This is a genomic window from Bradyrhizobium sp. USDA 4502, assembly GCF_054063355.1.
Window position 1 is genome coordinate 6,458,569 of the sequence record NZ_JBSSGF010000001.1, and the last position, 22,628, is coordinate 6,481,196.

Annotated in this window: 20 protein-coding genes and 1 tRNA gene; 13 read left to right on the forward strand and 8 right to left on the reverse strand. The window is 64.5% G+C overall.

Translation table 11 applies throughout. From position 1 onward, the window contains the following. Positions 1 to 44: 44 nt before the first annotated feature. Both ACVW1B_RS30205 and ACVW1B_RS30210 read right to left on the reverse strand, forming a co-directional pair. Positions 45 to 1,334 carry an MFS transporter gene (locus ACVW1B_RS30205; RefSeq protein ID WP_456822680.1) on the reverse strand — a complete coding sequence of 430 codons (1,290 nt, stop codon included), beginning with the start codon at positions 1,332 to 1,334 and terminating at the stop codon, positions 45 to 47. 135 nt (positions 1,335 to 1,469) lie between these two features. Further along, positions 1,470 to 1,667 carry a hypothetical protein gene (locus ACVW1B_RS30210; protein WP_253606744.1) on the reverse strand — a complete coding sequence of 66 codons (198 nt, stop codon included), beginning with the start codon at positions 1,665 to 1,667 and terminating at the stop codon, positions 1,470 to 1,472. A gap of 438 nt (positions 1,668 to 2,105) precedes the next feature. On the opposite strand from ACVW1B_RS30210, the gene ACVW1B_RS30215 reads away from it, so the two are divergent. Continuing rightward, positions 2,106 to 3,620: an ATP-binding protein gene (locus ACVW1B_RS30215; RefSeq protein ID WP_253606742.1), complete on the forward strand. Its 1,515-nt coding sequence runs from the start codon at positions 2,106 to 2,108 to the stop codon at positions 3,618 to 3,620. Between the two features lie 163 nt (positions 3,621 to 3,783). On the opposite strand, the gene ACVW1B_RS30220 is transcribed toward ACVW1B_RS30215, so the two are convergent. Then, positions 3,784 to 5,241: a hypothetical protein gene (locus tag ACVW1B_RS30220; RefSeq protein WP_456822681.1), complete on the reverse strand. Its 1,458-nt coding sequence runs from the start codon at positions 5,239 to 5,241 to the stop codon at positions 3,784 to 3,786. A 45-nt stretch (positions 5,242 to 5,286) separates the two neighbouring features. Between ACVW1B_RS30220 and ACVW1B_RS30225 the strand changes: the two genes are divergently transcribed. Beyond that, positions 5,287 to 5,913 carry a hypothetical protein gene (locus tag ACVW1B_RS30225; protein WP_456822682.1) on the forward strand — a complete coding sequence of 209 codons (627 nt, stop codon included), beginning with the start codon at positions 5,287 to 5,289 and terminating at the stop codon, positions 5,911 to 5,913. Positions 5,914 to 6,046: 133 nt separating this feature from the next. On the opposite strand, the gene ACVW1B_RS30230 is transcribed toward ACVW1B_RS30225, so the two are convergent. After that, a tRNA-Met gene (locus ACVW1B_RS30230) sits at positions 6,047 to 6,123 on the reverse strand. A 318-nt stretch (positions 6,124 to 6,441) separates the two neighbouring features. On the opposite strand from ACVW1B_RS30230, the gene ACVW1B_RS30235 reads away from it, so the two are divergent. Then, entirely contained in the window at positions 6,442 to 7,875 is a 1,434-nt protein-coding gene (locus ACVW1B_RS30235; RefSeq protein ID WP_456822683.1) for a coniferyl aldehyde dehydrogenase, read from the forward strand. A gap of 125 nt (positions 7,876 to 8,000) precedes the next feature. Next, positions 8,001 to 9,608, forward strand: a complete 1,608-nt coding sequence (locus ACVW1B_RS30240) for a GMC family oxidoreductase (protein WP_253606734.1) — start codon at positions 8,001 to 8,003, stop codon at positions 9,606 to 9,608. Positions 9,609 to 9,851: 243 nt separating this feature from the next. Here the strand turns inward: ACVW1B_RS30240 and ACVW1B_RS30245 are convergent, their stop codons facing one another. Both ACVW1B_RS30245 and ACVW1B_RS30250 read right to left on the reverse strand, forming a co-directional pair. After that, complete coding sequence (locus ACVW1B_RS30245) at positions 9,852 to 11,168, reverse strand: ISNCY family transposase (protein ID WP_456822684.1); 1,317 nt, start codon at positions 11,166 to 11,168, stop codon at positions 9,852 to 9,854. Between the two features lie 307 nt (positions 11,169 to 11,475). Then, complete coding sequence (locus tag ACVW1B_RS30250; protein ID WP_253606729.1) at positions 11,476 to 12,237, reverse strand: SDR family NAD(P)-dependent oxidoreductase; 762 nt, start codon at positions 12,235 to 12,237, stop codon at positions 11,476 to 11,478. A 110-nt stretch (positions 12,238 to 12,347) separates the two neighbouring features. On the opposite strand from ACVW1B_RS30250, the gene ACVW1B_RS30255 reads away from it, so the two are divergent. The 3 genes from ACVW1B_RS30255 to ACVW1B_RS30265 all read left to right on the forward strand — a co-directional run bounded on the left by ACVW1B_RS30255 (position 12,348) and on the right by ACVW1B_RS30265 (position 14,765). After that, positions 12,348 to 12,863: a CvpA family protein gene (locus ACVW1B_RS30255; RefSeq protein ID WP_253606728.1), complete on the forward strand. Its 516-nt coding sequence runs from the start codon at positions 12,348 to 12,350 to the stop codon at positions 12,861 to 12,863. A 133-nt stretch (positions 12,864 to 12,996) separates the two neighbouring features. After that, a complete protein-coding gene (locus ACVW1B_RS30260; protein WP_050385630.1) occupies positions 12,997 to 13,779 on the forward strand; it encodes an SDR family oxidoreductase in 783 nt (260 codons plus the stop codon). Then, positions 13,776 to 14,765, forward strand: a complete 990-nt coding sequence (locus tag ACVW1B_RS30265) for an NADPH:quinone reductase (protein WP_253606726.1) — start codon at positions 13,776 to 13,778, stop codon at positions 14,763 to 14,765. Before ACVW1B_RS30260 ends, ACVW1B_RS30265 begins: the two co-directional genes overlap by 4 nt. A gap of 182 nt (positions 14,766 to 14,947) precedes the next feature. Here ACVW1B_RS30265 and ACVW1B_RS30270 read toward each other — a convergent pair whose 3' ends face one another. Further along, complete coding sequence (locus tag ACVW1B_RS30270) at positions 14,948 to 15,361, reverse strand: DUF3775 domain-containing protein (RefSeq protein WP_225645345.1); 414 nt, start codon at positions 15,359 to 15,361, stop codon at positions 14,948 to 14,950. A 118-nt stretch (positions 15,362 to 15,479) separates the two neighbouring features. On the opposite strand from ACVW1B_RS30270, the gene ACVW1B_RS30275 reads away from it, so the two are divergent. From ACVW1B_RS30275 to ACVW1B_RS30290, 4 genes are all read left to right on the forward strand, one after another. Continuing rightward, a complete protein-coding gene (locus ACVW1B_RS30275) occupies positions 15,480 to 16,328 on the forward strand; it encodes an MBL fold metallo-hydrolase (protein ID WP_253606724.1) in 849 nt (282 codons plus the stop codon). Positions 16,329 to 16,468: 140 nt separating this feature from the next. Next, the gene (locus ACVW1B_RS30280) at positions 16,469 to 17,311 is read left to right on the forward strand and encodes a fumarylacetoacetate hydrolase family protein (protein ID WP_253606722.1); all 843 of its coding nucleotides are present in this window, start codon (positions 16,469 to 16,471) and stop codon (positions 17,309 to 17,311) included. A 205-nt stretch (positions 17,312 to 17,516) separates the two neighbouring features. Continuing rightward, positions 17,517 to 18,131 carry a glutathione S-transferase family protein gene (locus ACVW1B_RS30285; RefSeq protein ID WP_253606719.1) on the forward strand — a complete coding sequence of 205 codons (615 nt, stop codon included), beginning with the start codon at positions 17,517 to 17,519 and terminating at the stop codon, positions 18,129 to 18,131. Positions 18,132 to 18,439: 308 nt separating this feature from the next. Beyond that, entirely contained in the window at positions 18,440 to 19,309 is an 870-nt protein-coding gene (locus tag ACVW1B_RS30290; protein WP_253606718.1) for an MBL fold metallo-hydrolase, read from the forward strand. Between the two features lie 232 nt (positions 19,310 to 19,541). Here the strand turns inward: ACVW1B_RS30290 and ACVW1B_RS30295 are convergent, their stop codons facing one another. Beyond that, on the reverse strand, positions 19,542 to 20,084 hold the full coding sequence (locus ACVW1B_RS30295; RefSeq protein WP_253606717.1) for a methylated-DNA--[protein]-cysteine S-methyltransferase: 543 nt from the start codon (positions 20,082 to 20,084) through the stop codon (positions 19,542 to 19,544). 144 nt (positions 20,085 to 20,228) lie between these two features. Between ACVW1B_RS30295 and ACVW1B_RS30300 the strand changes: the two genes are divergently transcribed. Together ACVW1B_RS30300 and ACVW1B_RS30305 are read left to right on the forward strand one after the other, a co-directional pair. Continuing rightward, positions 20,229 to 21,038: an alpha/beta fold hydrolase gene (locus ACVW1B_RS30300; protein ID WP_253606715.1), complete on the forward strand. Its 810-nt coding sequence runs from the start codon at positions 20,229 to 20,231 to the stop codon at positions 21,036 to 21,038. A gap of 292 nt (positions 21,039 to 21,330) precedes the next feature. Next, entirely contained in the window at positions 21,331 to 22,509 is a 1,179-nt protein-coding gene (locus ACVW1B_RS30305) for a site-specific integrase (RefSeq protein WP_456822685.1), read from the forward strand. Positions 22,510 to 22,628: the final 119 nt, after the last annotated feature.

A 22,628-nucleotide genomic window follows, 5' to 3' on the forward strand; every position in this document is an offset into this window, starting at 1 on the left:
GACGGCGCGCGGCCGAAGCCGCGCGCAACGTGCAAAGTAACCTGCTATCTCGCCAGCGGCTTGCCGGCCGTCTCGGGCGCCAGGGCGATCAGCGGCAGGCCGACTACATAGATCAGCGACAGCATCGAAATCGCCAGCGGGAAGCTGCCGGTGCGGGCGGCGAGCGCGCCGATCAGGGTCGGGCCGGCGGCGCCGAGCACGCGGCCCATGCTGAAGGCGAAACCGGAGCCCGAGCCGCGCAGCGCCGAAGGAAACATCTCCGGCAGCCAGATCGTGAACAGGCCGAACACACCATTGGTGAAGAAGCCGAGCACCGGCAGCAGCACCATGAACAGCGTCAGGCTGTCGAGCCATTCGATCGCGACCTCATAGGAGACCACGACGGAGATCAGCCCGCCGATGAAGAACAGCACCGCGGTGCGGCGCCGGCTGCCGAGCCAGGTGGTGAGCCACGGTACAAGGAGGCAGCCGATCAGCGTGCCGACATTGGTGATCAGGCCGGCCACCGCGCCCATCTCCTGCGCGTGCGCCGGCGTCGCGCCCGCGGCGACCAGCTTGGTCGAGATCACGGTCGGGGCCCAGAAGTTCGACGACCAAAGGCCGAAGATGATGCAGGCCATCATCAGCGCCGCGGCCCAGGTGGTGCGCGCCTGGTCGCCGGCAAACAAGGCCGCGACCGACGGCTGCTCGTGCGCAGCCCTGCGCTCGGGTTCGGGAATGTTGCTGCGCAGATACGCGATCAGCAGCGCGGGCAGAATGCCGAGCAGGAACATGCCGCGCCAGCCGAGCGTGCTGCCGATCGCAAGCGTGACGGCGGCAGCGAGGAACAGCCCGGTCGGCGTTGCCGTGTGCAGCCATGCGGCGAGCCGCACCCGCGTATTCTCCGGCACGGATTCCTGCAGCAGCGGCGTGCCCGCGGCCCATTCGCCGCCGATGCCGAAGCCGGCAACAAAGCGAAACAATGCGAACATCACGATACCGGTCGCAAGCCCGCATAGCGCCGTGAACAGCGAGTAGACCAGCACTGTCCAGCACATGATCCGGACCCGCCCGTAACGATCCGCAGCCCAGCCCCAGACCATCGAGCAGGCCCAGCCCAGCATGAAGATCGAGAACAACAGCCCGCCATAGATGCCGATATTGGCCTTGCTCGGCTCGATGCCGCTGGCCGGCAGCAATTCGCTCAACGCGCCGACCAGGATGTAGGCGTACATCGACGAATCGAAGCCATCGAGCATCCAGCCGAACCAGGTCGCCCAAAACACTTTTCGCGGCGACACTGCGCCAGGCGCCGCGACCGACGGCGCTACGGCATCAACGATGCTCTCAGTCATGTTTCCTCGCACGTTTCTTTTGTGCGGCGGACTATGCCGAGGTTTGCGCGCCGAGACACCACCGGCAAACGGGACGGAGGTATCCGGCACAAGAATAGCGACGCCGATCACATCGGCGTCACCGCGAACGCTCGCTCATTCTACGAAGGACGCGCGGAACGCCGGAATATGTAGAAAGCGATGACGACAAGCGGCACGGCAAGTGCGATCCAGGAGGGCCTGGTCCCAGATCCCGTCGCCAAGCAGCGCCGAGACCAGCCCGAACGCGATAACGGCGAAGTTCAGCACCGGCACCAGGAAGATTTGCGCGATCGACCATCTCGCTGCCGACATCAGGATCGCTCCGCCGCATGCACGCGTGAGCGGGGATAAGATCCGTGAAACCTTCGATTTTTGGCGGATGCCTTCGACAACGCGAGCCTTGCAAGCAGGGATCAATCCCGTTTGGATCAGGAAGAATGTAGGAAATGAATGCGTCGTAGTTGAACTCAGACATTGAGTTCGACGGGCTGAGAGTTCGACGGGCTGATTGAATAAGAGCGGGTCCGAACCGGGCCGGATCGCGCAGCTGAACAGGAACTGGTTCGAAAAAATCTACATCAGACACGCGAGCTAAACACGTTGTAGTGGCTTGATCAAACTTCATCTCGCGTGGCGAGCATCAGCATTGTCCGCCTCCCGGCCGTGCCTGGGGATGATGGTGCGGTTCGCTCGACGCGGCGCGATCAGCTTGTTAAGCCGCCTCTCCGCAAGGGCAATTTGAGTCGGGACATGACCGTAGCGATCGAGATGGGACAAACGACGGCCGGCACTTCGGCGGCCATCGACCTCGAGGAGCTATTGGCGACACGCCTCCTGGTGCAGGGCAACTCGGGTTCCGGCAAATCCCATCTGCTGCGCCGGCTGCTGGAACAGAGCGCACCCTGGGTGCAGCAGACCATCATCGATCCCGAAGGTGATTTCGTCACCCTGGCGGAACGATTCGGCCACCTCGTCATCGACGCCGAGGACCACACCGAGCGCAGCCTGCAGGTCGCCGGCGAGCGCGTGCGCATCCATCGCGTCTCCACGGTGCTCAATCTCGAAGGACTCGACGCCGAGAACCAGATGCGGCGCGCCGCGGCCTTCCTCGGCGGGCTGTTCGACGTCGCCCGCGACCACTGGTATCCGATGCTGGTGGTGGTGGACGAGGCGCAGCTGTTCGCGCCGGCGGTCGCGGGCGAGGTGTCCGACGAGGCGCGCAAGCTTTCGCTCGGCGCGATGACCAATTTGATGTGCCGCGGCCGCAAGCGCGGGCTTGCCGGGATCATCGCAACCCAGCGGCTGGCGAAGCTCGCCAAGAATGTCGCGGCCGAGGCGTCGAACTTCCTGATGGGCCGCACCTTCCTCGATATCGACATGGCGCGCGCCGCCGACCTGCTCGGCATGGAACGGCGGCAGGCGGAAGCCTTCCGCGACCTCGAGCGCGGACAATTCATGGCGCTGGGACCTGCACTGTCCCGGCGTCCGCTGGGCTTGCGCATCGGTCCGACCGACACCCAGCCGCGCACCGCGGCGCCGCGGTTGATGCCGCTGCCTGAAGCGGCACTGGAGGACGCACGCGCGATCATCCTCGCCGCTCCGCCGCCGGAAGCGGTGCGGCCGCAGCGCCGGACGCCGTCGCCGGACCTGCTCAGCCAGTTGATGGCCGCCAAGCAGCCGGCAGCGGAGCCAGATCCCGAAGCTGCGGAGCCGCCGCCGAGCGCCGAGCAAATGGCCGAGCGGCGGGAACGGCTGGACCGTATCCTGCGCGCCATCCTCGCCGAGCCCGACGCCGGCTTCCGCGCCATCGGCGTGCTCTATCAGGAGTTCGTGGTCCGCTGCCGGATCGAGGGCCTCGGTGCCGTGGTGCCGGAGCTGACGGACTTCCGCCGGATGCTGACGCGCGCCCGCGCCGGGCTCGGCGCCGATGTCGCGGACGACGACGCCTGGCAGGACGTCTCGCTGCGCGCCGCGTTGCTGCCCGAGGACATGCAGGGCGTCTTCATGATGATCGCCCGCGCCGCGAAAGAGGGCTGGCCGTGCCCGAGCGATGCTGCGATCGCCCGCGCCTACGGCACGCATTCGCTGCGCCGCGCCCGGCATCTTCTGACCTACATCGAGGAACAAGGCCTGATCGTCTGCCAGCTCGACGGTGCCGGCCGGCGGATCGTGACCCTCGTCGAGCTCGCCTGGGCCACGGCCGCGGCCGACCCGAATGTGGACGACCAGGCGGCGGAAGCAGCCTGTAACGGCTCGTCGCTGTGATCAGGTACTGAGCAGGCGTTAGGTGTTGAGCGGCATCGCGAAAGCGCTGCAAGACAAGAAAAAGGCCCGCCAGGAGGCGGGCCCTTTCATCTTTGCCGGTTGAGCGATCTTGGTTGCCGAGGGCCCCGCAACAGGCCCTCCACAGCCGCCCTATCTCAAGCCCTTACGCATGCTGCGGCTGCGCAAGCTGACTGACCTGCATCGCCGGCGGATCGACGACCGAGGTACCACCATGGCCGTCGCTCGAGGCCGTGAACGTGGAAGCCATGTAGTTGCCCAGCAGCGCAATGCTGGCGGTGACAGTGCCGTCCGTCACCGTGAGCGTTCCGTGCGTACTGTCACCGCTGAAGGTCGGCGTCTGAACGGTCGCGAAATTGATATTCGCGAAATCGATCGTGTCCGAACCGGACATCCCGGCGACAGTTCCGGTGAAGCTCGCGGAATTGTCGAGCTTCAGCGTCCCCGTGCTGCCGAGGAACGTTACGGCCGCGTTCGAAGCACCCGTCAATTCCAGCGTCGCGCCTGCTGCGATGGTGGCGCTGCTGGGGCTCTCTCCCGTTACGTTGAAAGGCTGCCAGGCACCCCACGCACTGCCATCATAGGCCCGGATCGAGAGCTGGTCGGTGCCAGAGCCGGCCTGATAGGTCGTCAGGGCAAGTTGTGCCGGAGTGACGTCGATCTCCGTATTCGCAGACTGGTTCACTCCGTTGACGTTCCAACGCCCGTTCGTGTTGGAATCCCACAACGCATATTTCGTTATGGTATCGCCATCCGCGTCCGTCGCGCTGACCAGGCTCGAAGCCGCGAAGACCTGCCCCGAGACCGTCGTTACGTTCGAGACCGCGACTGTTGGCGCCTGGTTCGTTGCGGTGGCCGTGAAGCTCTTCCACGCGCTCCACATGCTGCCGTCATTGGCCTTAACCCAGAGCGTATCCGATGGCGAGCCACCGGGGCCGAAGACGTAGCTCACCTGTGACAGGTTCGCCGCGCTCACATCGATCTCGGAGTTGGCGGCCTGGGCGACACCGTTCACAACCCAATGGCCGTTTCCTCCGGTGTCCCAGAAGGCGTACTGGGTGATCGTGTCGCTTTCGCTGTCCGAGACCCCGAACAGGCTCGTGGCCGCGATCGAATGGCCGTGAATTCCGGTCACGTTCGATGCGGTAACGACCGGAGCAATGTCGGGTCCCGGCGTTGCCGTGAAGCTCTTCCACGCACTCCACATGCTGCCGTCATTGGCCTTGACCCAGAGCGTATCGGGCGTCGAACCGCCGGGGCCGAACACGTAGCTCACCTGCGACAGGTTCGCCGCGTTTACATCGATCTCGGTGTTGGCGGCTTGGGCCACGCCATTCACCACCCAGTGGCCGTTTCCACCGGTATCCCAGAAGGCGTATTGGGTGATGGTATCACTCTCGTTGTCCGAGACCGAGAACAGGCTCGAGGCGAGAGCCGACGTCTGCCCATGAAGCGCGGTCACGTTCGATGCCGTGACGACCGGAGCAACGTCGGGTCCCGGCGTCGCCGTGAACGCTGTCCAGGTGCTCCACTTCGAGCCGTCATTGGCGCGCACATAGAGCGTATCGGGCGTCGAACCGCCCGGTCCGAACACGTAGCTCACCTGCGACAGGTTCGCCGCCGCAACGTCGATCTCGACGCCGGCGGATTGGGCGACACCATTCACCACCCAGTGGCCGTTCCCACCGGTGTCCCAGAAGGCGTACTGGGTGATGGTATCACTCCCGACACCATCACAAACTATCAGGTGTGGGATTCGACGGCGGATGCGAGCAGTGGGCACTGGGTGGTCGGAGGAGTCGCCCAAGGCACCAATGCCGCCATCAATGTCACGGCAGCTCAACTTTCGAGCACAAGCTTTCAAAGCGGCTCGGGTTCGGACGATCTCTGGGTGAGGGCTTACGACGGCTTTGCCTGGGGGGCGTGGAAGGAATTTCACGTCACCGCGCCGGTTGACAGCGCTCCGTTAGTGACCGCGTCCGACTTCCACGCGACGGCCAACCAGAGCGTGGCCGCCTTAACCCTGTTTTCAGTCTCGGATGCCGACGGCGACAGTATCGCACAATATCAACTCTGGGATTCGACGCCGTCGGCAAGCAGCGGCCACTGGAGCATTAGCGGGAATACGCAGCCCACCGGCACCGCCATCAACGTCAGCGCGGCCCAAATTGCGAGCACGACATTCCAGGGCGGTACCGTGCCTGACGACCTCTGGGTTCGCGCCAGCGATGGCATCAGCTGGAGTGCGTGGCACGAATTCCATTTCATCGTCTAGGGAGCGGCCCGCGTTGCGGAAACGCCGTGATCTGCGCCCAATCGGTCGACGACACGAGGCCCGATTGTCCTCCCAAAGCAAAAATGGCCCGCGAAATGCGGGCCATTTTATCGGAACCGGTTGGTCCGGACTTTGGTTGCGGGGATAGGATTTGAACCTATGACCTTCAGGTTATGAGCCTGACGAGCTACCGGGCTGCTCCACCCCGCGTTAAACCGTTGCGTGCCTTGCAGAAAGGGTGCCTGAGCCGGCCGGCCAACGCTTTTCAACGGCGCCGATCGATCCGTCCGGGGGGCTTCCTGAGAAGGCGACCCGGGCCGAGGCCATCGGGTGCGGGGCGTATGTATCAACGTGAGCCCGGTTTGGAAAGCCCCGGATGCGGGTTTTTGAGGATTTTGTGACGTCGAAATCGCCGGCTGTCCCGGCAGGATTTACCGCCGGGAACCGGGCCTTGCCAGACCGCGCGCAAAAGCGGAGCTTGGCGCGCAACAAATACGTCAAGAGAACGTCATCCCAGGGGGAAATGCCATGGACCGGCCATTGAAGAGCCCGGGGCTGCATGGGCTTGAGGAGGCCTTTCATCGCCAGTTCGAGCTGTCGCGCAGCGAGCCGGCGCCGACATTGCAGGCACGGCTCGACCGGCTGCGTCGCCTGCGCGCTGCGCTGACCGAGAATGAGGCGCGATTCGAGGCGGCGATCTCGGCCGATTTCGGCCACCGCTCCACCGTCGAGACCGCGATCGCCGAGACCATGCTGGTGCTCGGCGAGATCAAGCACGCGGCCAAGCACCTCAAGGGCTGGATGGCGCCGCGGAAGGTCCCGACCACGGTCCAGTTCGCGCCCGCCAGAAACCGGCTGATGCCGCAGCCGCTCGGCGTGGTCGGCATCATCGCGCCGTGGAATTATCCGCTGCAGCTGACCCTGGCGCCCGCGGTCGCCGCGATCGCGGCCGGCAACCGTGCCATCATCAAGCCGAGCGAGCTGGTGCCGCGCTTTGCCGGGTTGCTGATGGAGACGATCGCAAAAAAATTCGATGTCACCGAGCTCGCGGTCACCGATATCGACGACGAAATCGCAAGGGCGTTTGCCGCGCTGCCGTTCGATCATCTGATTTTCACCGGCTCGACCCGCGTCGGCCAGCTGGTGGCCGAAGCCTGTGGCCGCAATTTGACGCCGGTGACGCTCGAGCTCGGCGGCAAGTCGCCCGCGATCGTCGACGGCTCCGCCGACATCGACGAAGCCGCGCAGCGCATCGCCTATGGCAAGCTGCTCAATGCCGGCCAGACCTGCATCGCGCCCGATTACGCGCTGGTGCCGCAGGCCTCGGTGCAACCCTTCGCGATGCGGCTACAGGGTCACATGCAGCACATGTTCGGTACCGATCCCGATAACGCCGATTACACGTCGATCGTCTCGGATCGGCACTATGCACGGCTCGAGGGGCTGGTCGCCGACGCCGCCGCGAAAGGCGCGACCATCATGCAGCCGGCAGCGCCGAACGACCGCGAGCGGAAGGCGAGGCGCAAATTTCCGCCGACCGTGATCGTTGACGCGACGCCGGACATGACGGTGATGCAGGAGGAGATCTTCGGGCCGCTGTTGCCGGTCATCGGCGTGCGCGATGCGGCGGAGGCGATCGCCTTCGTCAACAGCCGCGAACGCCCGCTGGCGCTATACTGGTTCGGCACCGACAGCGCCGCCCGCGATGCGGTGCTGGCGCGCACGGTGTCCGGCGGCGTCACCGTCAATGACTGCCTGTTCCACTTCGCGCAGGCCTATCAACCGATGGGCGGCGTCGGCGCCTCCGGCACGGGCGCCTATCACGGCGAGTGGGGATTCAAGACGCTGACCAAGTTCAAGCCGGTGCTCTACCGCTCGCGCTTCAACCGGCTTGCCGATCTCTATCCGCCTTATGGCGCGAAGGTCGCGCGGCTGGAGAAGCTGATGCGGATGTTGTCGTAGAAAGTGCTGTCGTTCCGGGGCGCGAAGCGAACCACAGATGCGCAATTGCGCATCGGGGAACCTCGAGATTCCGGGTTCGATGCTGACGCATCGCCCCGGAATGACAAATAGGAAATGGGGGAAACGTGACTGACACATTCGATTTCGTCGTGATAGGCGCAGGCTCCGGCGGCTGCGCGGTGGCGGGGCGGCTGTCGGAGGATCCGGCGACGTCGGTGGCGCTGCTCGATGCCGGCGGCACCAACGACAATTGGGTCGTCACCACGCCCGGCGCGCTGGTGCTGATGGTCGCGGGCACCGTCAACAACTGGGCCTTCAACACCGTGCCGCAGAAAGGCCTCAACGGCCGCATCGGCTATCAGCCGCGCGGCAAGGGGCTCGGCGGCTCCTCGGCGATCAACGCCATGGTCTACATTCGCGGCCATCGCGCCGATTACGACCACTGGGCCGCGCTCGGCAATGCCGGCTGGGCGTTCGCCGACGTGCTACCCTATTTCAAGCGCTCGGAAGACAATTCCGATTTCGACGGTGAGTTTCACGGCAAGGGTGGCCCGCTCGCCGTCAACAAGCTGCGCTCCGGCAATCCGATCCAGCAGACCTTCCTGCAGGCGGCGCAGGAGGCGCAATTCCGCATCCGCGAGGATTTCAATGCCGAGGACCATGAGGGCCTCGGCATCTACCAGGTGACGCAACGCAACGGCGAGCGCTGGAGCGCGGCACGCGCCTATGTACATCCGCATATCGGCAGGCGTCCCAACCTTCGCGTCGAGACCAATGCGCACGCGACGCGCATCCTGTTCGAGGGCAAGCGCGCGGTCGGCGTCGAATACCGGCAGGGCAAGGAGCTGAAGCAAATCCGCGCGCGGCGCGAAGTCCTGCTTGCCGCCGGCGCGTTCCAGTCGCCGCAGCTGTTGATGCTGTCGGGCGTCGGCGATGCCGCAGCGCTCGGCAAGCACGGCCTCGCCAGCGTGCATCATCTGCCCGGCGTCGGCCAAAACCTGCAGGACCATCCCGATTTCATCTTCGGCTACATGTCCGACAATCCGAACTTCGCCGGCATCTCGCTGAAGGGCATGCCGCGGCTCGTCCGCGCCATCATGCAATATCGGCGCGAGCGCCGCGGCCCCCTCACCTCGAACTTCGCCGAATGCGGCGGCTTCCTGAAGACGCGGCCCGATCTCGACATCCCCGACATCCAGCTGCATTTCGGCATGGCGATGGTCGACGACCACGGCCGCAAGCGCCACGGCGGCACCGGCTTCTCCTGCCATGTCTGCCTGCTCCGGCCGAAGAGCCGTGGCAGCGTCGCGCTGGCCGGCAGCGACCCGATGCAGGCGCCGCTGATCGACCCGAACTTCCTCGGCGAGGAGGCCGATCTGGAATCGATGGTCGCGGGCTACAAGACCACACGACGGCTGATGGAGGCGCCGGCGCTGCGCGCCCTGCAGCAGAAGGATGTATTCACATCCGACGTCCGCAGCGACGACGACATCCGCAGCATCCTACGCGAGCGCGTCGACACCGTCTATCACCCGGTCGGCACCTGCAAGATGGGTACCGCCGATCCGCTCGTGGTGGTCGATCCGAAGCTGCGCGTGCACGGGCTCGAAGGCCTGCGCGTAGTCGACGCCTCGATCATGCCGACCCTGATCGGCGGCAACACCAATGCACCGACCATCATGATCGGCGAGAAGGCCGCCGACATGATCAGGGCGGAGATGCGGGCGGGGTAACCAAATGCGTAGGGTGGCCACGGCGCAAGAGCGCCTTTGCCCACCCTATGAGGCTACCGTCGCAGGGCCGCACTGCCAAAATATCGAAAACAACCCCATGCAAAGGAGCCGGGGGGCTGCCGGCTTCGACACGGCAACTGTCCGTAGCGGGTGAAGATGTCGTGTTTTTGTAGCTCGTGATCTGTCGCCTTCGTTTCTGATTTGCAGGGGAGCCGGAAGGCGGGGACGGCTTTCCCTGATTGATCATGCCACGGCTGTTGTGGCGGTTTTAGCCCTGTGGGTGAGTTTCTTTGTTCGACTTGAAGCCTGTTTCTCCGTCCCGACCCGCGCTTTCTCGACGGCGGCGCGCGCAGGAGCGGTCAAGGACGCGCGCTTGCGCGCCCGCCAGGGCTTGTCGTTGACGGCTCCGAGCACGCCGCCAGGCTGAAGCGCGTCGGGGCTGATCTGCTGTCCGTCAGGCGCAAACCTCGCCAATCGATGCGGTCCAAGGAACACGCTGACGGTGCCATCGGGATACTCATGTAGCCGCACCAAGGCCTTGACGAAGTGAGGTCTTAGCCGGCTCTCCGGCAACTGCAGCCGCCGACCGTTCCATGCAACGGTATTGTCGTTGGCGACGGTTCGCTCCTCGATCACGCACAGCGCCTCGCGCCAGGCCTCATGCCGGTCGGCTACGAATGCCGAGCCTTCCTGTTCGGGCTTGATCGCAAACGCGGCGTTGTGCCCGGGGATGTAATGCGCCTTCAGCCACGCGTTGGCAGCTTCGAGCGTCGTGATCCCGGCAAGCCGCAGCTCCTTCGGCAGCCGATCCTGCAAGGTGCCGAATACCCGCTCGGAGCGCCCGCGCGCCTGCGGCGAATAGGCTGCGATATGCTCGATCCCAAGATGCGACAAAGCCCGTCCCACCTGGGTTTGTTGCGTCTTCGAGATCTTCTCGCCAGCTTTTGGGGTCAGGAAATAATGGCTGCCGCGGTCGGTGTAGAGCGCGCAGAACAGGCCATGCTCGCCAATCACTTCGCGCAAGGCCTGGAAGGTCGAGGCCGTTCCTTCTTCCTCGACCAGCACCATCGAGTAGATCTCGCTCGTCGCATCGTCCATCGTGACGATCAGGTCCCTCGCGGGCAGGCCTTCGATCCAAACGTGGCGCGATCCGTCCTGGTGCAGCAGCATGCCCCGAAGCGGCCGCCGCGGCCGCTTCTTGCGGTGCGCCGAACGCTTCGGAGCCTTCCGCACCAGCCCTGCCGCGTGCAGCGCCAGCTTCGTCACCGTATAGCCCAGCACATAGTCGTGCCGCTTTTGCATCTGCTCGTGGAAGTGCTTCACCGTGAAGTCCGCGTACTTGTCCCGGTACAGCGCAAGCATCCGTTCCAGCTCCTCCTCCGGCGCCCGCCGTGGCGAACGACGCCCCAGCCGGCGGTCGACAAGCCCGTCGTCGCCCTCCGCCTCATAGCGCTCCGCCCAGCGTTGAAACGTCCGAACACTGATCCCAAGAACCTCCGAAGCTGCCTCCTGCGTCAGTTCCTTCGCCTCCGTCCGATCCAGCAAATCTGAAAACCGCATCCTTCGTACACCCTCGTGAATGGATGCCGTGCCCATCGTGCCCCCCTTGTTCCGGAGCACCGAAAACACGACACTTCACGAGCTACAAACAGGCGACAGATCACGAGCTACTGACACACTTCGACACGGCGACTTGACTCGTCGGGCAAACAGCGGCATTCTTCTATTATCCAGAAACCGCGCCGACTGCCTCGGGCCGTGCTCGTGACCTGATGCGTTGGAATCGTAGCCCGGATGAAGCGGAGCGTAATCCGGGACCTTCACGCATGCTTCCCGGATTTCGCTGCGCTTCATCCGGGCTACAAAGCTAGTTCAGCAAGAACCCGCCATCCACCGTCACCACCGTCCCGGTCATGTAGCGCGAGGCGTTGGAGGCGAGCAGCATGATCGCGCCGTCGAGATCGGACTCGGCACCGACCCGGCGCTGTGGAATCCGTCTTGCCAACCGCTCGCCTGCCGGCGTCGACCAGAAATCATGGTTCATCTCGGTGTCGATATAGCCCGGGGCCAGCGCGTTGACCCGGATGTTGTTGCCGGCGAGCTCCAGCGCCATCGCCTTGGTGCCCTGGATCATGCCGGCCTTGGAGATCGCATAGGGCGACACCGCCTTGAGCACGCCCTGTCCGAGCACGGACGCGACGTTGATGATATTGCCCGGCTGCTTGCGCGCCATCATGCGCCGCGCAAGTTCGGTCGCGAGGAAGTAGGCGCCCTTCAGATTAGCGCCAATCACGGCGTCCCAATCCGCCTCGGTCTGCTCCGTCGACAGCTTCTCGATCGCGATGCCGGCATTGTTGATCAGCACCGTGACCGGACCGAGCGCAGCTTCGGCGACGTCGAGTGCTTTCGCGATGCCGGAAATATCCGCGACGTCCATCTGCACCGCGGCAGCGCGGCCGCCCTTGGCCTTGATCTCCTCCTCGAGGCTTTTCAGCTTCGCGGTCTGGCGCGCGGCCAGCACCACCGCGGCGCCATGTGCCGCCAGCACGCGGGCGAACTGCCGCCCGAGCCCCTGCGAGGCGCCGGTGATGAGGATCATTTCTTTACTGACATCGAATAGGTCGGACATCGACAGGTTCCCGGATTGAAGCGGACGAGTGATAGCGACAATTGTCCCTGATGTAAGCAGGTTTGATCAACCAGGGGACAGTAGGAGATTGGGGCAGGAATTCCTCATCCATGAATCTCTTCGACCTTGCCGTCATCCTCGGATTGGTGTTCGCGGTGGTGACCGGCTTCACGACCGGCCTGCTGCGCAGCGCGGTCACCATCCTGGCCTATCTCGTCGCCATGCCGCTTGCGGTCGCCGCGCTGGCGATGATCGGGCCCCACATCGCGACGCTGCCGTCGTCGCCGTTTCCGCCCAATGGCGTGCTGCTGTTCGGCCTCTTTCTCCTGATTGGCGTCATCTTCGGAAAGATGGCGCGGACGATGCTCGACGACACCATCGGCTCGGAGATCGGGATCGGCGACCGCCTCGGCGGCGCGCTGCTCGGCGCCATCAGGGTCGGTCTCGTCGTGACCACGCTGGTGCTGGTGTTCGATCAGCTGGTGCCGCTCACCAGGCAGCCGCAATTCCTCAACGGATCGCAATTGCGACCGTTGTTCTCCGCGGCCGGACAGGCCGGATTCCGCTCGCTGCCGCCCGAAGCCACCATGGCGATCGAGCGGCTGCGGCGCGAGCAACGCATCTAGGGCGCCGGCCCACCGCACTGTTCCTGTCCGGCATGCACATATGCATTGCACGTCCCTTATCGGCGCCGCCGAGCTTCGCTAGACTGGTGCCATCAAACCTTTACAAACCGACCGACATCACAGGGAGTGAACCGTGGATCTTGGAATCAAAGGCCGCCGTGCCATCGTCTGCGCATCGAGCAAGGGACTGGGCCGCGCCTGCGCGATCGCGCTCGCCAATGAGGGCGTGCATGTTACCCTGACGGCGCGCGGCGCCGAGGCGCTGAAGCAGACCGCCGACGAAATCCGCAAGGCCCATCCCGGCGTCACCGTCACCGAGATCGTCGGCGACATCACGACGGCGGCGGGACGAGAAGCCGTGCTCAAGGCCTGCCCCGATCCGGACATCCTGATCAACAATGCCGGCGGCCCGCCGCCGGGCGATTTCCGCAACTGGACCCGCGACGACTGGATCAAGGCGATCGACGCCAACATGCTGACGCCGATCGAGCTGATCAAGGCGACCGTCGACGGCATGATGGCGCGCAAGTTCGGCCGCATCGTCAACATCACTTCGGCCGCGGTGAAGGCACCGATCGAGATCCTCGGCCTGTCCAACGGCGCCCGCGCCGGCCTCACCGGCTTCGTCGCCGGCCTGTCGCGCAAGACCGTGATCAACAACGTCACCATCAACGGCCTGCTGCCGGGCCCGTTCGAGACCGACCGCCTGCGCGGCACCGCGAAGCCCGAGGCCGAGAAGCGCGGCATCTCGGCCGAGCAGGTCCTGGCCGAGCGCGCCAAGCTGAACCCCGCCGGCCGCTTCGGCGATCCCGACGAATTCGGCTATGCCTGCGCATTCCTGTGCGGCGCCAAGGCCGGCTTCATCACCGGGCAGAACCTGCTGCTCGACGGCGGTGCTTTCCCAGGTACGTTGTGAGAGCTGTTTGGTACGAACGGACCGGCGCGGCGCCGACGGTGCTTACCGTCGGCGAGATGCCGACGCCCGAGGCTGGTCCCGGTGAAGTCCGGGTTCGCCTCGAGGCGTCCGGCGTCAACCCGGCCGATGTCGGCCGCCGAAGCGGCAACTATCGCGCGATGGAATTCCCGCGCGTGATCCCGAACAGCGACGGTGCCGGGATCGTCGACCAGGTCGGCGAAGGCGTCACCCGCTTTGCGGTCGGTGATCGCGTCTGGCTGTTCAACGGCCAGCGCAACGGCCGTGCCTTCGGCACCGCGGCCGAATACATCACGCTCGCCGACTATCTGGTGACGCCGCTGCCGCAGGACGTGTCGTTCGCGGCAGGTGCTACGCTCGGCATCCCCTGCATGACGGCGTGGTGCGCGCTGTTTGCCGACGGTCCGGTCTCCGGACAAACGGTGCTGGTCACCGGCGGCGCCGGCGCAGTCGGCCACTATGCCGTGCAATTGGCAAAGTGGGGCGGCGCGCGCGTAATCGCGACGGTGAGCTCGCAAGTCAAGGACGTCGAGGCGCGGCTCGCCGGCGCGGACATGGTCGTCAACTACCGGACCGAGGATGTCGTCTCGAAGGTGATGGCCTTCACCGAGAACCGCGGTGTCGACCGCGTGATCGACGTCGATTTCGGCGGCAATCTCGCGACCACGCTGAAGATCATGGCGATGAACTCGACGATCGCAGTCTACGCCACCAACGGCAACCGCACGCCGACGCTGCCGGTGCGCGAATTGATGGAAAAATGCATCACCGTGCGCTCGCTGGTGCTGTTCGCGCTGCCGCCGCCGCTGCTCGCGGCCGCGCAGGCCGACATCACCCAATGGCTGGCGTCGGGCACCCGCGTGCACAATATCGCCGGGCAATTCGCACTCGCCGAGACCGCCGACGCCCATCTCGCCGTCGAGAAGGGCGACAAGATCGGCACCGTGATCGTCGACTGCGCGCGATAGCACGGTTTCTCCTTCCTACTCCCTCTCCCCGTTCTTACGGGGAGAGGGTTGGGGTGAGGGGCTGTCACCGCAAAGACGGTGAAGGCAAAGATTGCGGAGGCCCCCCTCACCCGGAATTCAAGCTACGCTTGAATTCCGACCTCTCCCCGCAAGCGGGGCGAGGTAAGCAAGGAGCCGCATCCTTAGTGGATCGGCGTGATGCGTTCGTCGCTCGGCCCCAAGCCAAACTCGTCGAGTCCTTCAGCCAGGAGATCGCCGAGCATCGGCTCGCCCAACAGATAGTTGGCGACATGGCCGGTGCGTCCGCGCGCCGCCTCGCGGCGGAGATCGGCCCATTCCTCGATCGTGCCGTCGCCGCGGCCGAGCCGCATCAGGGCGACGAGGTCGACCTGCTCGTCCTCGCTGAGCGCGTTGATGAAGCCGGTGATCTCGCGTGCCACCGGGTCCCTGCCGTCATCTTCCAGCACATCGATCATGTCGTCGTCGGCGCCGTTCGAGCCGGAGTCGGGATCGACGAGCCCCTCCTTGACGTCGAATTCGCGCGCCTTCTCGATCAAGAAGCCGACCTTTTCAGGGGAGATTGCGAGTTCCGGCATTGCACACTCCTTCGTCCAACGAGGCGGTAACGCAGGAGGCGCCGACTTGATCCATTGCGTCGGCGTGCGGAAACCCGCATGGTCCGGCAAGAGCAACAAGAAACAGAGGGCACGCCGCATGCACTGGACCGTTGGCAAGGTCAGGATCACCAAGGTCGTCGAGCTCGAGACCGTCGGCAGCACCCGCTTCATCCTGCCGCTGGCCGGCCGGGAGGAGATCCAGAGCCTGCCCTGGCTGATCCCGCATTTCGCCAACGAGGACGGCCGGCTGAAAATGTCGATTCATTCGCTGCTGGTGGAGACGCCGGAGCACCGCATCATCGTCGACACCGGGCTCGGCAACGACAAGCAGGGCCGCAATGTGCCGACCTGGAACAACCGCAGCGATCCGTTCCTGGAAAAACTGACCGCAGCCGGATTTGCGCCAGACAGCATCGACACCGTGCTGTGCACGCATCTGCATGTCGACCATGTCGGCTGGAACACCAAACTCGTCGGCGGCAAATGGGTGCCGACCTTCGCTAATGCGCGCTACGTGTTCGGCAAGACCGAATACGAGCACTGGCGCGACCATAGCGACGATCCCACGCATGCGGCCGTGTTCGCCGACTCGGTGAAGCCGATCGCGGATGCCGGCAAGGCCGAGCTGGTGCCGAGCGACCACCGCCTGACCGAGGAGATCACGCTGATCCCGACGCCGGGCCACAGCCCCGGGCACATGAGCATCCACATCAGGTCCGGCGGCGCGGAAGGCCTCTTGACCGGCGATGTCGCGCATCATCCCTGCCAGATGTACCACCTCGACTGGTCGTCGACCGCGGACTCCGACCAGAAGCAATCGGCCGCGACGCGGCGCGAATTGTTCTCGCGCTTTGCCGACACGCCGACGCTGGTGATCGGCGGGCATTTCAACGCCGGCCACATCAAGCGCGACGGCGACGCGTTCAGGTTTATCGCGCTGGGCTGATTGGACCGAAATGGCCTTGAAATAAGGCTTGGCAGCAATGCAGCGCGCTCAGGGCGGTTGAATTTCCCGGCGCGCTGTTCCATGAAGCGTGTCGAGGTATACCAGTAACAATCCTCAGGACATCGTAGGGAGTGATCAACATGAAGCTTGTTCGTTATGGCGAAAAGGGTGCGGAAAAGCCCGGTCTGATCGACAAATCCGGCCAGCTCCGCGACCTCTCGGCCCATCTGAAGGACCTGACCGGCGATGCCTACACGCCGGAATCGCTGAGGAAGCTTGCTGCCCTCGATCCCGCCTCCCTGCCCGCCGTCGCCGGCAAGCCCCGCTTTGGCGCTCCCGTCACCGGCATCTCCAAATTCGTCGCGATCGGCCTGAATTATTCCGACCACGCCAAGGAAACCGGCAACCCGATCCCGTCCGAGCCGATCTTCTTCCTGAAGGCCAACACCGCACTGTCGGGCCCGAACGACGCGGTCGAGAAGCCGCGCGGTTCGACCAAGCTCGACTGGGAAGTCGAGATCGCCGCCATCATCGGCACCCGCGCCAAATATGTCTCGGAGGCCGACGCGCTGAACCACGTCGCCGGCTACTGCATCTGCAACGACGTCTCCGAGCGCAACTTCCAGATCGAGCGCCTCGGACAGTGGACCAAGGGCAAGTCGCACGACACGTTCGGCCCGGTCGGCCCGTGGCTCGCCACCAAGGATGAAATCGCCGACGTGCAGAAACTGTCGATGTGGCTCGACGTCAACGGCCAGCGCCGCCAGACCGGCACGACCTCGACCATGATCTTCACGATGGCGAAGTGCATCTCCTACGTCTCGCAGTTCATGACGCTGCTGCCCGGTGACATCGTCACGACCGGCACCCCGCCCGGCGTCGGCACCGGCATGAAGCCGCCGCAATATCTCAATGTCGGCGACGTCGTGACGCTCGGCATCGAAGGCCTCGGCGAGCAGCGCCAAGAAATCGTTGGGGCGTAGCTTACGGGATCGTCATCCTGAGGAGCCGCGAAGCGGCGTCTCGAAGGATGAGCCCAGCACACCGTCATTCCCGCGGATGGGTGACGAGATAGTATTGATCGTTGCCCATCCTTCGAGACGCGCGCCGATGGCGCGCTCCTCCAGCGACAACGGCAGAGCCGTTGCGCGGGGATGACGGTGGTGTACTCGGACAGAGGTCTTCTCCATGAAACTCACCTTCTCTCCCGCCTCCCCGTTCGCCCGCAAGGTGCGCATCGCGGCGATCGAGCTTGGCCTGATCGACAAGATCGAGCTGGTGCCGGCGACCGTCGCGCCCGGCACGGCCAACGACGAATATTCGAAGATCTCGCCGCTGAAGAAACTGCCGGTGCTGATCCTCGACCATGGCGACGTCATTCTGGATTCCTACGTCATCGTCGAATATCTCAACGAGCTCGGCGGCGGCCGGCTGATCCCGGGCTACGGCCCGCGGCGCTGGAAGCTGAAGACCGATCACTCCCTGCTCAACGGCATGCTCGATTCCATGCTGCTGTGCCGCTACGAGAAGATGGTGCGGCCGCAGGGCTTGCTGTGGCAGGCCTGGCATGACGATCACTGGAACAGGGCCTGGGCCGGCATGGCGCGGTTCGAGAACCGGCCGGATGTTCTCGATGGCGCGTCGTTCGACATCGCGCAGATCGGCCTCGTGTGCGTGCTCGGCTATGCCGATTTCCGCTTCGCCGATTGCGGCTGGCGCAAGGCCTATCCCAAGCTCGACGCCTTCTACCAGAAAATGCTGGAGCGGCCGTCGGTGAAGATCTCGGCGCCGCCGGCGGCGTGACCACGGCAACAGCGGGGAGCATGTGACGCGCGAATGCCTCCCCGCCTCTCACCTCCCGGCGCAGGTCTTGTGCATCGCCGGCCGGGCTCAACCACGACCGGACAATATCCCGCCGTCATTGTCGCGATCTCGACCTTGTGATGATGGCGGCGGCAGCCCGGTACGGCGAGCCCAAGGAAGGCCTTGCGGCGATGGATATCCTTGCCAACATCCCGCCGCGCGCGACGCGCACTGGAACTTTCTTGCGCGTTTTCCTCACGCGAACCGGACTCCACCTCGCTCGAAAGCGCTAACGCCAAGGAATCACCATGAGCCTGAAGTTTGCCGCCGGCGATCTCACCATTCATCGCATCGTCGAGCAGGAGACCACGTTCCTGCCCGCCCACGACATGCTGCCCGGACTGACGCCGGACGTGCTCGCCGAGAACCGCGGCTGGATGAAAGCGACGGGTGCGCTCGACGACAGCGACACCTTGATCCTGGCGTTCCAGTCCTATGTCGTGAAGACACCGCACCACACCATCCTGATCGACAGCTGCATCGGCAACGACAAGCCGCGGCCGGCGCGGCCGAAATGGAACATGAAGACCGACGAGACCTATCTGCGCGGCCTCGCATCGGCAGGCTTCTCCGTCGGTGACATCGACTATGTGATGTGCACGCATCTGCATGTCGATCATGTCGGCTGGAACACGCGGCTGGAGAACGGCCGCTGGGTGCCGACCTTCCCAAACGCGCGCTACGTGTTCGACAAGGCCGAGTTCGACTACTGGACCGAGAGCAACGCGAAGGCGGAGGTCCCGCCTTTCGTGGACAGCGTGCTGCCGGTGGTCGAGGCCAAGCGGGCCGAGATCGTCGGCCATGACTTTGCGATCGGCGACCATGCCCGCATCCTGCCGACGCCCGGCCACACGCCGGGCCACGTCGCCTTCGCCTTCGGCCGCGGCAAGGACGCTGCGGTATTTTCGGGCGATCTGATGCACTCGCCGATCCAGACGCATTATCCGGAGCTGTCGGCGAAGTTCGATGTCGACCAGGCGCAAGCCGCGAAGACGCGGCGCGGTTTCCTGGAGCGTTATTGCGACACCGACACGCTGTGCTGCCCCGCGCATTTCCCCTCGCCGTCGATTGGCAAGATCAGGCGGAAGGGCAGCGGGTTTGTGTGCGAGACGGTGTAGCGTGAGCCAAACTCGCGATAGTCGCTCTCTGCCACCCTCCCCTGGAGGGGTCGAGACGAGCGTAGCTCGCTCTCTGGGTCGGCTCACATGAAGCGCAGCGCAATGTGAGACGGGGTGGGGTGATCTCTCAACGCGGGCAGCGCCCGTTACGAGAGACCTTCACCCCACTTCGGTTCGCATTTCATGCGAACCGATCCTCCCCCTCCAGGGGAGGATAAGAAGAGCGTGCACCTCAATCAAACAAGCTCGGCGTGTGGTTCACGATCGCGCCTTCGATCTGCAGCATCTTCAGCTTGGTGACGACGCCGCCATTGGCCGAGAAGCCGCCCGGCTTGTTGCCCGCCGCCAGCACGCGGTGGCAAGGCACCACGATCGGGCACGGGTTGCGGCCGAGCGCCTGGCCGACATCGCGTGACAGCTCGACCCCGCCGAGCTGCTTGGCGATATCGCCATAGGTCACGGTCTTGCCCGGCGGGATCTTCCGCGCGATGTCGTAGACGCCGCGGTTGAATTCCGGCACGCCGTCGAGATCGAGCACGATGTCGGCAAGGTCGTTCGGCTTGCCGGCGAGCAGCTCGATCATACCGTCGATCGCGTGCTGCACCTCGGCCGGCGGAGCCGCCTCGGTGACCTCGCCGTTGCGCTGGGCAATCCGCTTGCGGGTCTTCTCCTCGGTGCCCATCGGCAGCTGCACGCCGGTGACGCCGTGCTCGCCCCAGACGACGCCGCAGGCGCCGATCATGGTCTCGAAGATTGCAAAATGCTGGCCTGTCATGGCTCGCTCCAGATGTTCCCTTCAGCTCTCGCGTGAGCTTGCTGTTGATCCGGAATCTAGGCTTGGAGAATGTTGCTATCCACCCGAATTCCGTGGGAACTTCGGCCAAATCAACAACATCTCCTGCCCCTCCGCGAGCCCAAAATGCACAGCCTCCACGTCAACGGTTTCGACATGCCCTATCTCGATGTCGGAGAGGGCCCGCCGCTGGTCTGCGTGCACGGCTCGCTGTGCGACTTCCGAATCTGGTCGGCGGTGCTCGGCCCGCTGACGCGGGCGCATCGCGTCATCGCGGTCAGCCTGCGGCATTTCTTCCCGGCGCATTGGGACGGCATCGGCGACACCTATTCGATCGCGCAGCACGTCGACGACGTGATCGCCTTTATCGAAAAATTCGACACCAGACCGGTCGACCTGATGGGGCATTCCCGCGGCGGCCATATCTGCTTCCGCGCCGCACAGCGCCGGCCGGACCTGTTACGCAAGCTGATCCTTGCCGAGCCTGGCGGCGAGCTCGACGAGACCCTCGACCCCGATTTCAAGCCGGGCCCCTCGCCGCTGGCGGCACGCTTCGCGGCATGCGCGGCGGAAATCGCCAAGGGCGATATCGACGGCGGCTTGCAGATCTTCATGGACGCGCTCGAAGGCCCCGGCGCGTGGAAACGGATTCCGGCAACCTCCAAGCAGCTGCTGCGCGACAATGCGACCACGCTGATCGGCCAGACCCGCGACCAGCGCCCGCCGTTCTCGAGGGCGGACGCGGAGGCGATCAAGACGCCGACGCTGTTCATCGGCGGCGCCAACACCAAGGGCGTGCTGCCGAAGGCGCTGCACGCGCTCGCCGCCAATGTGAAGGGTTCGCGCATCGAGATGATCCCGGGCACCACGCATCCGATGTTCGAGCAGGCGCCGCAGCGCTATTGCGAGATCGTGCTGGAGTTTCTCTCCGCGTAAGCGATGCACCCTCTCCCCTTGTGGGAGAGGGTGGCGCGATGGCGCGCAGCGGCATCGTGCCGGGTGAGGGGTTCTCTCCGCGGAGGCGGACCCCTCACCCGCCACCGATGCGACGCATCGGCGGCGGCCTCTCCCACAAGGGGAGAATTCCAACTCTATGGCACTCTACTGCGCTCCATGCAGCTCAATTAACCCATTGCAGTTGCTGACTTTATGTCTACTGCGGTAGACTCGACGCCATGCTCATCCACCCCCATCCTGAGGACACTTTGGGGGACACTCGGGAGGGATCATGGCTCGCCGCACTCGCTCTGCATCACTCGAAAACCGTACCAATCGGTTGAAACTCGCCGTGCGCAAGAAGCCTTACACGGCGCTAATCGCGCCTGGCATCTTCCTGGCGTATCGGCGTAACACTGGCCCCGGGACATGGTCAGTGAAGTGCAGCGGTTGGCTGAAGCGGTTCTCGCTTGCCGATGATCACGAGAACGCCAACGGCAACAGCGTCATGACGTACTGGCAGGCGTTGGAGCATGCCAAGAAGCTGGCGCGCGCTGGTGAAGGCAACACCGAACAGCCGATTAGTGTCGCCGACGCCGTGGACGCCTACGAGGCCGATCTCGGAACCCGCGACGGCAGCAAGTACAACGCGACCGGGGTCCGTCGCCATTTAGGTTCACTGGCAAGCAAAACCGTTGCCCTGCTCACCGAGCGCGAATTACGCGATTGGCGCGCCGGTCTCATCAAGGATGGTCTGAAGCCTTCCAGCGCCGACCGCATCGCTCGTTCTCTCAAGGCGGCGTTGGCGCTCGCTGCGCGCAATGACAAGCGTATCGGCAACGCTGCTGCGTGGAAGAACGGATTAAAGAAACTTCCCGACAGCGACGTCGCGCGGAATGTGATCTTGCTGGATCATGTCGTCGCCGATTTGGTGCGCGGCTCCTATGCGGAGGATCATGATTATGGCGTGCTGATCGATACACTTGCCGAGACTGGCGCGCGCGAGAGCCAAGTGCTCAGGCTGCGGGTGGACGATCTCCAAGATGTCAATCCCGGTGCACCCAGGCTCATGATGCCGAGTAGCCGTAAGGCTAAGAGCCGCAAGATCGAACAACGCCCGTTGCCTATTTCCGCACGCTTAGCGCGGCGGCTGCGACAACAGGCGAAGAACAAGGCGCCGCACGATCGACTGCTTGACCGTATTCCGAAGTTGTCGGGTCGATTTCATCCGATCGCAAAACGGCTCGGTCTCGGCGCGGAAATCACGCCCTACGCGCTGCGGCATTCGTCGATCGTTAGACAATTGCTGAAGAGCGTGCCGACGCGCGTTGTCGCCGCACATCACGACACGTCGGTCGCGATGATCGAGAAGAACTACTCTCGATATATCATCGGCGATCCGAGCGAAGCGCTGACGCGCGCAACATTGCTTGACTTCGAGAAATCGTCTAGGCTGACGAAGGCAGCTTAGGTTCTCATTAGTTCGCAAGCGCATTGAGCGCGACGGACTACATCGATAGTCATTAGCTCGCGCCGACAGCTTTTCGATACTGCGCCGATCAATCCGACGTAGCGCTGCCACGCTTCATT

Excerpts from the sequence above, each read along its gene's own strand:
- ACVW1B_RS30205 (WP_456822680.1), bottom strand. The coding sequence starts at position 1,334 with ATGACTGAGAGCATCGTTGATGCCGTAGCGCCGTCGGTCGCGGCGCCT.
- ACVW1B_RS30210 (WP_253606744.1), bottom strand. The coding sequence starts at position 1,667 with ATGTCGGCAGCGAGATGGTCGATCGCGCAAATCTTCCTGGTGCCGGTG.
- ACVW1B_RS30215 (WP_253606742.1), top strand. The coding sequence starts at position 2,106 with ATGACCGTAGCGATCGAGATGGGACAAACGACGGCCGGCACTTCGGCG.
- ACVW1B_RS30235 (WP_456822683.1), top strand. The coding sequence starts at position 6,442 with ATGGACCGGCCATTGAAGAGCCCGGGGCTGCATGGGCTTGAGGAGGCC.
- ACVW1B_RS30245 (WP_456822684.1), bottom strand. The coding sequence starts at position 11,168 with ATGCGGTTTTCAGATTTGCTGGATCGGACGGAGGCGAAGGAACTGACG.
- ACVW1B_RS30250 (WP_253606729.1), bottom strand. The coding sequence starts at position 12,237 with ATGTCCGACCTATTCGATGTCAGTAAAGAAATGATCCTCATCACCGGC.
- ACVW1B_RS30255 (WP_253606728.1), top strand. The coding sequence starts at position 12,348 with ATGAATCTCTTCGACCTTGCCGTCATCCTCGGATTGGTGTTCGCGGTG.
- ACVW1B_RS30270 (WP_225645345.1), bottom strand. The coding sequence starts at position 15,361 with ATGCCGGAACTCGCAATCTCCCCTGAAAAGGTCGGCTTCTTGATCGAG.
- ACVW1B_RS30275 (WP_253606724.1), top strand. The coding sequence starts at position 15,480 with ATGCACTGGACCGTTGGCAAGGTCAGGATCACCAAGGTCGTCGAGCTC.
- ACVW1B_RS30280 (WP_253606722.1), top strand. The coding sequence starts at position 16,469 with ATGAAGCTTGTTCGTTATGGCGAAAAGGGTGCGGAAAAGCCCGGTCTG.
- ACVW1B_RS30285 (WP_253606719.1), top strand. The coding sequence starts at position 17,517 with ATGAAACTCACCTTCTCTCCCGCCTCCCCGTTCGCCCGCAAGGTGCGC.
- ACVW1B_RS30290 (WP_253606718.1), top strand. The coding sequence starts at position 18,440 with ATGAGCCTGAAGTTTGCCGCCGGCGATCTCACCATTCATCGCATCGTC.
- ACVW1B_RS30295 (WP_253606717.1), bottom strand. The coding sequence starts at position 20,084 with ATGACAGGCCAGCATTTTGCAATCTTCGAGACCATGATCGGCGCCTGC.
- ACVW1B_RS30300 (WP_253606715.1), top strand. The coding sequence starts at position 20,229 with ATGCACAGCCTCCACGTCAACGGTTTCGACATGCCCTATCTCGATGTC.
- ACVW1B_RS30305 (WP_456822685.1), top strand. The coding sequence starts at position 21,331 with ATGGCTCGCCGCACTCGCTCTGCATCACTCGAAAACCGTACCAATCGG.